This is a genomic window from Candidatus Hydrogenedentota bacterium (assembly GCA_018005585.1).
In the GTDB taxonomy this organism is placed as follows: domain Bacteria; phylum Hydrogenedentota; class Hydrogenedentia; order Hydrogenedentales; family JAGMZX01; genus JAGMZX01.
In genome coordinates this window covers 21,246-30,589 of record JAGMZX010000060.1, presented here as the reverse complement: position 1 = coordinate 30,589, position 9,344 = coordinate 21,246, and the positions used below count along the sequence as shown (strand labels likewise).

At 62.9% G+C, this 9,344-nt stretch carries 10 protein-coding genes; 6 read left to right on the top strand and 4 right to left on the bottom strand.

The features are described from left to right. The first annotated feature begins 203 nt into the window (after nucleotides 1–203). The gene (locus tag KA184_11935; GenBank protein ID MBP8130278.1) at nucleotides 204–758 is read left to right on the top strand and encodes a hypothetical protein; all 555 of its coding nucleotides are present in this window, start codon (nucleotides 204–206) and stop codon (nucleotides 756–758) included. A gap of 18 nt (nucleotides 759–776) precedes the next feature. On the opposite strand, the gene KA184_11930 is transcribed toward KA184_11935, so the two are convergent. Further along, nucleotides 777–1,259: a cyclic nucleotide-binding domain-containing protein gene (locus tag KA184_11930; protein MBP8130277.1), complete on the bottom strand. Its 483-nt coding sequence runs from the start codon at nucleotides 1,257–1,259 to the stop codon at nucleotides 777–779. Between the two features lie 208 nt (nucleotides 1,260–1,467). Between KA184_11930 and KA184_11925 the strand changes: the two genes are divergently transcribed. The 3 genes from KA184_11925 to lepB are packed head-to-tail and all read left to right on the top strand — an operon-like array spanning nucleotide 1,468 to nucleotide 3,118. Further along, the gene (locus KA184_11925) at nucleotides 1,468–1,800 is read left to right on the top strand and encodes a hypothetical protein (protein MBP8130276.1); all 333 of its coding nucleotides are present in this window, start codon (nucleotides 1,468–1,470) and stop codon (nucleotides 1,798–1,800) included. Between the two features lie 44 nt (nucleotides 1,801–1,844). Next, the gene (locus KA184_11920; protein ID MBP8130275.1) at nucleotides 1,845–2,483 is read left to right on the top strand and encodes a PHP domain-containing protein; all 639 of its coding nucleotides are present in this window, start codon (nucleotides 1,845–1,847) and stop codon (nucleotides 2,481–2,483) included. Further along, nucleotides 2,480–3,118 (top strand): signal peptidase I, encoded by a 639-nt coding sequence (gene lepB / locus KA184_11915; protein ID MBP8130274.1) that lies wholly within the window; start codon nucleotides 2,480–2,482, stop codon nucleotides 3,116–3,118. The genes KA184_11920 and lepB overlap by 4 nt, the downstream gene beginning before the upstream one ends. Before the next feature lie 151 nt (nucleotides 3,119–3,269). Here the strand turns inward: lepB and KA184_11910 are convergent, their stop codons facing one another. Genes KA184_11910 through KA184_11900 form a run of 3 tightly spaced genes read right to left on the bottom strand, consistent with a single transcriptional unit; the run spans nucleotide 3,270 to nucleotide 6,008 of the window. Then, complete coding sequence (locus KA184_11910) at nucleotides 3,270–4,217, bottom strand: acetylxylan esterase (protein MBP8130273.1); 948 nt, start codon at nucleotides 4,215–4,217, stop codon at nucleotides 3,270–3,272. 13 nt (nucleotides 4,218–4,230) lie between these two features. Beyond that, a complete protein-coding gene (locus KA184_11905) occupies nucleotides 4,231–4,974 on the bottom strand; it encodes a 2-phosphosulfolactate phosphatase (GenBank protein MBP8130272.1) in 744 nt (247 codons plus the stop codon). 20 nt (nucleotides 4,975–4,994) lie between these two features. Beyond that, entirely contained in the window at nucleotides 4,995–6,008 is a 1,014-nt protein-coding gene (locus KA184_11900; protein MBP8130271.1) for an NAD(P)-binding domain-containing protein, read from the bottom strand. A gap of 121 nt (nucleotides 6,009–6,129) precedes the next feature. Here KA184_11900 and KA184_11895 point away from each other — a divergent pair, with 121 nt between their 5' ends. Together KA184_11895 and KA184_11890 are read left to right on the top strand one after the other, a co-directional pair. Continuing rightward, a complete protein-coding gene (locus tag KA184_11895) occupies nucleotides 6,130–6,807 on the top strand; it encodes a hypothetical protein (GenBank protein ID MBP8130270.1) in 678 nt (225 codons plus the stop codon). Nucleotides 6,808–6,987: 180 nt separating this feature from the next. Further along, complete coding sequence (locus KA184_11890; protein MBP8130269.1) at nucleotides 6,988–9,336, top strand: hypothetical protein; 2,349 nt, start codon at nucleotides 6,988–6,990, stop codon at nucleotides 9,334–9,336. The last annotated feature ends 8 nt before the right edge of the window (nucleotides 9,337–9,344 follow it).

Genomic DNA, 9,344 nt, shown 5'->3' with positions numbered 1-9,344 from the left:
TCTGGCCCGTGAACCGGACCATGGGCTGGATGCAGTCGGAGCCGTTCCAGGACCTGCTGTAACCGGCATTCCGCGGCGTAAAAATAACGGGCAGGGCGGCCGGTCTGGCGCAGATTGGCCGCCCCTGCTGTTTTGTCCCGCCGTGTAACAATTCGCCGCTCATGTGTAGTATTTGATGTGGAACAGAATTGGAGAACCTCGCGATGCCAAACGCAATACGTTCTCTTGCCCCCGGCCTGACCCTTGCCGTTGTGCTGCTGCTGGCTCCCGGATGCGACGAATTGCCGCAGCCGCCGTTCGACGCCTCGGGCTCGCATATGGGCACATGGGTAAGCGCGGAAACAAAGGCGTCGTGTCCTTTTACGCTGTCGCTGACGCACAAGGCCGCCTTCATTTATCCCTTCAATCATCAGGTCATCGGCACGGCCGAGTTTTCGTATGGCTGCCTGCTGGACAATGCCCTGCTCGAGCAGATTCGGGACGAACTGCCGGAACTGAAGCTGCCGGTCTTCGGCAGTCTGGATGACGACGGGTCAGGGCGCATGAAGCTCGGCGTCGACACGTCCCTGCTGGACTTTCCGTTCAGCATCGACCTGCAGTTCGACGGCACGGGCGAGGACACGGACGCGGACGGGCGGATGGACAGCTATGCGGGCGATTTCGCGCTGACGTTCAGCATCACAACGACGGTCGAGGGACACGAACAGGTGGACTACGCCTCCGAGGGCACGTTCACGGCCGCGCGCGCCGCTGATTAATGGGCCGTGGCGCGCGCCTCACGCGCCGGCCGGGGCCTCGGACACGCCGGCCCGGCGCAGCGCCTTGCGCAGTTCAACGTTATCCGTGTTCGCTTTCTCGAGCCGTTCGCTCACAATGTGGACCACGTTGAGCAGCAGGCGTACCGCGACGTGCTTCTCAAGAATCTTGTTGATGGTCCGCTCGTCGAGAGTAAAGACTTTCGCGGCTGTAATGGCGGTCGCGCTCGCGCTGCGCGGTTTGTGATTCAACACCGCCATTTCACCAAACGCGTCGCCCACCTCGCACTTCGCTATCATCTGGCTCTTGCTGTAAATGCCGACTTCGCCGCTCAGCACAATGAACACATTCGTGCCCAGCATGCCTTCATGGAAGATGGTCTGGTTCTCGTGGAATTGCAGCACCTGGCCACAATGCAGGATGAATTCGACCTCCTCCGGCGAAAGCCCGTTGAAAATCTTCACCTTCTCGGCATACTTCCGGTATTTGCTCTCATCACTCATTAGCCCATCTCCCGGTTGGCGCGCCTGGCGCCGATGATGACCATATGTTTTCACCTTAATCTTAGCTCAAACGGCCCCTGGCCGCCAAGTGTTCCATCTCTGCACGCCCTCGCCCCCCATCCTGTGGTATAGTCCCAACAAGGGGTTGCCGCTTCACAAACGAGCGGCAGCCTGCACGCAGGCACTTCATACGAGGGAGATGCGCAGCATGATCAAGGACAAAATCATCCGTCTCAAACTGAGAAAGGGGCATCAGGGCCAGAAGCCCTGGAATTTCGTGGGGAAGGTGACGGCCGTCAACGACCACTGGCTCGTGATGGAGGCCCGGGGCATCATGCTCTCGCGGCAACAGCCGCAGGGCGTCGAAATCGACAAGAAACCGAGCGCCATGATGTTTCCGCGCGAAAGCATCGAGTCCATCCGCATATTGCCGGACAGCTTCAACGTGACCGACCTGAAAGTCACCACGGAGGGGCAGAAACTGATGCTGGTCGTGGAGGGTGCGGCGGATGCGTTCCTCGGCGAAATGGGGGAAGGTTGAACTGCGCCGGAGCGTTATCTTCATGAGACAGGGAAGTCTTGAGTATGAGCATGTTGTTGGACATACACCTGCACACGCAGCGGCATTCGCCGTGCAGCTATATAGACGAGTTCGAACTCATCCGGAAGGCGATCCAGGCCGGCCTGCACGGCATGGTCATCACCGACCATCACTACCAATGGTCCGGGGAAGAGCTGGAGGGGCTTCTGCGCGTGTCCGGCGCGCCGGGCTTCCTGTTGCTGGCCGGGTTCGAATACACGTCGGCTCGCGGCGACATGCTGGTCTACGGGCTGAAACCGGAGCACGCCCGGCAATTCGAGTTGGGTGAGGACCCGGAACGCGTTGTCGACCGTATCCATGCGTTAGGCGGGGTCTGTGTCGCGGCGCACCCCACGCGCGCGGGCCTCGGCTACGACGAGCGTATCGCGCACATGGCGCTGGACGGCATAGAAGTCGCGAGCGTGAACCTGTCTGGCCGCGAACAGGAAATGGCGCGGGGGCTTGCGGATACGCTGGGGCTCCGGCCTACCGCGAGCAGCGACGCGCATCGCCTCTATGATGTGGGCGCCTACTGCACCGAATTTGACGGCACAATTCAGGATATGGCAGACTTCTGTGAGGCAGTTCGGGAAGGCCGGTTCCGGCCCGGGATTCCGGTCATGCAACGAAAGGTTGGCGCGTGAGCACAACGGGCGCCCAGACCACAGACCCTTCCGCGCAACATCCGAACCAGGAAGTGAAGCGCGAGATCATCGAGCTGGTCAAGATGATCGCGCTGTTCCTGGTCCTTTTCCTGTTGCTAAAGACCTTCGTCATTGAAGGTTACGAAGTCCAGGGCCCTTCGATGTTCCCCACCCTCGAGGATGGCGAACGCATCCTCGTGCTCAAGCTGCCCCTGAAACTGAGCCACATCCCCCTCTTTCGCGGCTATCAACCGGTCGAATCGGGGGACATTGTCGTATTTGAGAGCCGCGACGGTGCGCGAAAACGGTACATCAAGCGCGTAATCGCGGCGGGCCCCAAGCGCGGCGCGAATACCGTCAGCGCCAACGCGCCCGGCGAGGGTGTGCTGGTGGAATTCGACCTGGGCGATATCTACGTCAACCATCGCCGCATAGACCAGGATTATCTCGTGCCCGAAGAACGGGAATCCCCGGACGTGGATGAGGAGACCCTCGAGGCGGGCGAATACTACGTGCTGGGTGACCACCGAAGCCTCAGCAAGGACAGCAGGAGCTTCGGCCCCGTCGACGAGACTCAGATCATCGGCACGGCATTCCTGCGGTTCTGGCCACTCTCGAAGTTCGGGCTGTTCTAAGGCCGGAGGGGCGGGCAAGCTTACAACGCCCCTCAAGGAACAAAGGGGCCGTGAGAAGAGGCGTTCCTGCCGGTGCCCGTCAAGAAAGCAAGCGAAATCCTCTCGGGGCATTCTCTCCTTAAGGCCGTTTCGCTCCTTTGCGCCCCTTATCTTACATCAGCCGCTCGCGCGCCCACACAATCATGGTCTCAATGTTGAGCTGGGCCTCGTGCGCGTTGAAGGGGAAGATATCGAGTTGCTTCTCCGCGACCCGGATTCGGTTGTAGGCGCTGAAAATGCTGGAGGGCACGCAGATCATGTCCTGGAGTCCAACGGTAATGAGCGTGGGACACTGAATCCGTTCGGTCATGTTGTTGAGTTCGACATAACTCAATGTCCGGAACGCCCTCTCGATGCGCTCGGGATAGATCTTGAAATACTGGATCATTTCGGTCCAGGGCGATTCATTCGTGACCTCGAAGGTCCTGCGGAAATGGCAGAACGCAGGCACTTCGGCCATGCACAGCTTGACCCGGCTGTCGAGGCATGCCGCCGCGAGCGAGAGCCCGCCGCCCTGGCTGCAGCCGGTCGCGCCTATGCAACCAGGCTGCACCTCGCCGCGCGTGCATGCGAAATCGATCGTGCGCACCGCGTCGATGTAGGCCCGGGCAAAATAGTGCCGCTCGGGATCGAGCAAGCCGCTGGTCATCCACCCGCTGGTGCGGCCCTCGGGATAGTACGCCGTGTCGGTGCTCTCGCCCGATTGGCCGCGGACGTCGATGGCGATGCAGGTGAACCCCTGCAGTGCCCACAGGAGATAGTTCGCCGCTCTGACCTTGTTGCCGCTGTAGCCGTGGAAGAAGAGCAGCGTCGGCCGGGGCCGCCGTTCGCGCGGCGTAAGCAGCCAGCCGACAATGCGGCCGCCGTCGAACGCATCGAAGGAGATCTTCTCCACGTACACGTCAGGCACGGAATACGCTACTGCCTCGCCGCCGGGATTGAGCGGCTGCGCCTGGCCGCGCGCGCGCATCCGGTCCCAGAACGCGTCGAAATCCGGTTCGCGCGATTGCGGCAGGAGACAGGTCTTCAACTGGTCCAGCGGCATATCGAAGAGAAACATAAGCGTACACTCCCTATGCGGTGGCGCAATGGTTATCGGGCCGCAGGACCACGCCCCATTCGTTGCGCGCGACGCCCCGCACGACGGCGCCGGTAACGTCCACGCGCGCGCAGAACTCGATGTCGCCCGCCTGGCCCGAACGGCGGAGCAGATCCGCGTGGGCCGCGCCCTCGAACAGCGAGTGCAGGCCCTCGTCTTGGATGCGTTCCTTCCAATACCGGCATAAGGCGCGGCCCTCGCCCAACTCGCCGCCGCCGCGTTTCATGGCAATCGTCACCGCGCCCGCCAGGTCTTCCTGCGCGTTAAAGTAGGGGTTGCCCATGCGGCCCGCGGGAATGAGCACGATATCCGCGCCGTGACGCGCCGCGGCGCGGCCCACGGCGGTCGCGTTGATCGTCGTGCCCATATACAGCGCCGGGCAGCCCCAGCTGGCGAGCAGGCGGCCCGTGCCGGTCGTTGTCGTGAAAACAACCCGGCGCTCGCGGACCCTCTCGATGCGCAGCGGGCTGTTGCCGAAATCAAAGCCTTCCGGCGGCACGGTGCGCCGTTCGCCCGCAAGCAGCGCGTCGGGGTAGGCCGCGGCCTTCGCGCGGCGTGCATCCTCGACTTCGAGCACGGAGATGATCTCGAGGACATCGTGATGGCCCATCATGGTGGCGGTCGCGCTCGCGCGCAATGCGTCCACGACCACCGCTACACAACCGTTGCGCACGGCGAATTCGCAACCTTCCTCGCCTTCTATGACGTGCCACAGCATGCCGTTTCAGGTCCCCGGACTCATGGTGCGGACAGCGCGCCAGGCCCGCACCGACGCAGGACGCCTTCAACGATCAGCCGCCCGTGCTCCCGGCTGTTCTCGACGAAGACGACGTTCGATTCGCACCCCGCGCAGAGCGTCCCGGCAACGTACAGGCCGGGCACGGTGGATTCAAGCGTCTGCGTCAGCGCGGGCTTCTTCGTCTCCGGGTCTACAACGGCCCCGGCACGTTCGAGCAGGCTCGTGTCCGGCTCGTAGCCGGTCATGGCGAGCACGAAATCATTGGGCAGGACGATTTCACGGCCCGCCGCGTCGCGCAAGACCACCTCGCTGGCGCGGATGGCCGTTACTTCCGTATTGCGGTGGCAGGCAATGGCCCCCTCCGCGATCCGGTTTTCGATGTCCGGCTCGATCCAGTATTTTGTCTCGAAACGCGCGCCGCGCATGGCCACCGTGACCCGTGCGCCGTAGCGGCAGAGTTCCAGCGCCGCCTCCGCGGCGGACGAACCCCCGCCCACGACCAGCACATCCTGGTCCGCGTAGCAGTGAGCCTCGCTAAAGCGGTGACTGACCTTCGGAAGGTCCTCGCCGGCAACGCCGAGCGGCCGCGGGTTGTCGTAGAAGCCCGTGGCGACAACGGCGTACCGGGAGCGCCAAGTATGGGGGCGGCCGTGCATGTCCTGAGTCTCAACGCGGAACAAGCCGTCCAGCGGGACGAGGTTTACGACTTTCTGGTAGGCGACCACCTCCAGGCCGAAATAGCGCACAAACGCGACGCAATACTTCAGGTATTCGCGGCGGGTCGGGCTCTTGTCTTCGGCAAGCAGCGGGAAACCGGCCAGTTCCAGCTTGTCCACGGTGGAAAACCAGCGCATATAGGTCGGATGCTGCAGCAGCGCCGCGCAGACGGGCCCTTTGTCGATGGCCACGGCACGCAGGCCGTGCCGTTTCGCCTCGTACAGCGTCACCAGTCCGGCAGGGCCCGACCCGACAACGATGAGGTCGAGGGTTTCGCCTGGAACGGGGTATTTCATGCGGCCAGTCTCCGGGCGCGGATCTTAGCACAGTTGCGGACGCCGCCGCGTTCTTGTCGCGCGCGCCGCCGCGTTGCTAGACTGAGGCGTGCCGGTCCGCAGAAGAACGGAGGAGACTGCCGTGAGATACGCCGCCGCAATGGGGATGATCGCCTTGGCTTTGGGAATAGCCGGAACGATATCAGCGCAGGAGACCGCGCCCGAGGGATACGCCCTCGTCTTCGAAGATGATTTCAGCAAGGGCATGGACCGCTGGGCGCCTACAGACCCGAAAGCGTGGAAGGTCGTCGAGGAGGAGGGCAACCCCGTGCTTGCGGCCGTCCGCCCCAGCAGCTACGAGCCCGCCGTGCGGTCGCCACAGACTATCGCGTGGGTCAAGGGGCTCGACGCGGGCGATTTCGTGCTCGAAGTCGACGCGAAGCAGACAGGCCGCGAATACGGCCACCGCGACCTGTGTTTCTTCTTCGGGAAACAGGACGACACGCACTTCTATTACGTCCATCTGGCCACCGCCGCCGACGAGCACGCCAACTCGATTTTCCTCGTGAACGGCGCGCCGCGCGTCTCGATCGCCAAGGAGCGCACGCAGGGCACCGCCTGGGGCTCCGGCGTCTGGCACAAAGTGCGCATCCAACGCACCGTTGCCGACGGCCGCATTGAAGTCTACTTCGACAACTGCGACAAGCCCGTCATGGTCGCGGAAGACAAGACCTTTGCGTCCGGCACGATTGGGCTCGGCTCCTTCGACGACATCGGCCGCTTCGACAACGTGCGCGTCTGGACACCGCAGGCAAAATGACGGACCGGGGGCTCCAGGCAAACGCGGCAAGGCCTTTCGCGGTGGCCGCGCCGCCGTGTGTTGCGACAGGGCCGGGCGACTCCGCTGCAACGCGAGTCTCCGCTTCCCTCGGACAGGACCATCTCCTTGCCGCAATCCCTTCGCCCGTTGAATTACGACCGCAATGAAGGGACAAACCGCATGACGCGCACGCCGCCGACTTGGGGTGAGATTTCGCCCGAGAGGCCGCTCATCATCCTGCAGACGAACAACCGGTTCGGGGATTCGGATGAGGATTTCGGCGACGGGAACGACCCGCTGACCGAGGCGGCGAAGCATGGCCGCGAGGCCGTGCGCGCGTTCCACGAAGCCGTACCGGAGGAACTGAAGCCTTACTGCCAGCTTCAAATCGAGGTGCGCGTGCGCGATCATCAGGCGCGCTATGACCGTTGCCGGCGCGTGTTTGACGAGCTTCAGGCCGCCGGCATCCCTGCGAATTTCCAGTTCGCGGACCCGCATGACCTCTATGTCTTTGAACCGGAATACGTCGAGCGGCTCACGCGCGAATACGCGTGCATACACAGCTACACGATCACGGAAATCAATTACGAGCATTACCGCAGCTTCAACGTGCCGCGCTACGCCATTTCGCCCGAGGCGCGCTACGCGATGGACGTCATCGCCCTTGCCGCGGAGCACGGAAAACACCTGAGCATTTCGCTGCAGGGTCTGAAGTGGATGCATATCGGCGCGGACGTGTTGAATCAGCCGCTGCTCGACCAGGTCGCCGCGCACCCGGAATACGTGACCGCCGTGAACGAGCACATCGGCCCGCAGCACCTGCCGCGCCAGACCTCCGTCATGGGCATGTGGTTGGCCGGGTTCGTGAACCGGTGGGGCGTCGAGCCGCAATCGTGGTGGTTCGAGAACGGGCGCATGATCGAACCCGGCGTATTCGGCCAGTTTCAGCCGGACAACACGCGGATCATGCCGCCGCAACTCTATCGCGCCATGATCCTGCAGGGCGCGCTGCTCGGCGCAACGGTCTACCAGTTCGAGCCGTTCTGGGACCTCTTCGACTACGACAATGCGCGCTGCTGGCGCGAGGTCATTGCGCCCACGCTCTCCGAAGTCATTCGTGAGCGGCTCATCCCCACGCGCGAGCAACTCTTCGAGAAGATGAGGGTCGCGTACCAGTATAAGTTCGCACGGGATATCAACGAGTTCCACGAGAATCTGCGCGACGTGGATTTCACGCACGACGAGGGCTTCCTCGCGCGCGCGGCCTACGGCGTCTGGGAACGTTTTCTCGAACACGAACTCATCCCGAACAAGCGCCGCTATTTTTTCATCCCGCTGCTGCCCCCGCGCACGCCGCAAGCCGTGCTCGACCGCTTCCAGCATGTGATTCAGACTGGCGAATGCGATTCCGAGGCAGAGTACACGGCGCTGTTGAATCGCTACTATCCCGAACCCGGGCGCCCCGGCACGGCTTGGACCGCGAGCGTCAACGGCCATTTCTACGTCATGCAGACGCACGAGAACCTCTACGAGCGCCAGACGTGGGCCGCGGATTTGCCCAAGCCCGTTCGCGGCATCTCGGCCGCGTGGACGGATGCCGGGTTGCGGCTCTCGTGGCCCGCGGACGCAGGCGCGACACGCTATTTCGTTTGCCGCGGCGGTGATCCAGCGTCCGTAACGCGTATCGGAGAGACCACGAACACGGAATTCGTCTTGAACGACACTCCACGCGGTCAGGCTGTTGCTTACACCGTTCTGGCCGGGACATCCGCCACGGAACACGTTGAGGGCACGGTGAATTACCTCGATTTCCTGCGATTCAGCGAAACAGTCAGCCGCGTGGTCGAGTTTCTGCACGTCTCGGCTGATGACGGGATCGAATCGCGTCCCATCGTCGCAGGAGAGGACACGCGGCCCGCGTCGCAGGTGTGGTACCCGACCTTTGACGGCGCGGATGGCCCTCACCGCCAAATCGCGATGGAAATCGTCGCGCGAATCGACCAATTCAAGACAAATTACGACAAAGGCAACTGGCGCGCGCTATCCGAACTGTATGCGGAAAGCTACGAGGATGCGAACGGCTATCACAAAGAATACGCAGCCCGCGCGTGGAAATGGTGGTTATTCCGCATGAACGCGTTTGTCTTCTTGCGCCAGATCCGCCGCTGGGATTTCAGCGAATTCGAGACACGCGGCGTTGTGCGCGTGCGCTTGTTCGCGCTGTGCAGGGGCCTGCGCCGCGACGACATGCCATTCGGGTCCGGCTACGACGGCACCTGCCGCATCCCGCGCACACGCGACGAGGAGGTCATCTTCACCTGGCTCCGCGAGGAAGACGGCACATGGCGCATCGCTGCGACCGACCCCGCGCTGCCCAACTTCGAGGAAATCCTCTGGAACAGCCGCGGCGCCGACAAGTACACCGTGAAACTGGTCCCGGGAAAGGACGGCGACCCCGAATACTACACCAAGCCCGGCCAGACCAACCTGATCCCGATCGAGACGGACTGGCTCAATCCCCCGAAGTGAGAGGCATC

Coding starts and splice junctions, on each gene's coding strand:
- KA184_11925 (MBP8130276.1), top strand. CDS start 1,468: ATGATCAAGGACAAAATCATCCGTCTCAAACTGAGAAAGGGGCATCAG.
- KA184_11930 (MBP8130277.1), bottom strand. CDS start 1,259: ATGAGTGATGAGAGCAAATACCGGAAGTATGCCGAGAAGGTGAAGATT.
- KA184_11900 (MBP8130271.1), bottom strand. CDS start 6,008: ATGAAATACCCCGTTCCAGGCGAAACCCTCGACCTCATCGTTGTCGGG.
- KA184_11910 (MBP8130273.1), bottom strand. CDS start 4,217: ATGTTTCTCTTCGATATGCCGCTGGACCAGTTGAAGACCTGTCTCCTG.
- KA184_11935 (MBP8130278.1), top strand. CDS start 204: ATGCCAAACGCAATACGTTCTCTTGCCCCCGGCCTGACCCTTGCCGTT.
- KA184_11920 (MBP8130275.1), top strand. CDS start 1,845: ATGAGCATGTTGTTGGACATACACCTGCACACGCAGCGGCATTCGCCG.
- KA184_11890 (MBP8130269.1), top strand. CDS start 6,988: ATGACGCGCACGCCGCCGACTTGGGGTGAGATTTCGCCCGAGAGGCCG.
- KA184_11905 (MBP8130272.1), bottom strand. CDS start 4,974: ATGCTGTGGCACGTCATAGAAGGCGAGGAAGGTTGCGAATTCGCCGTG.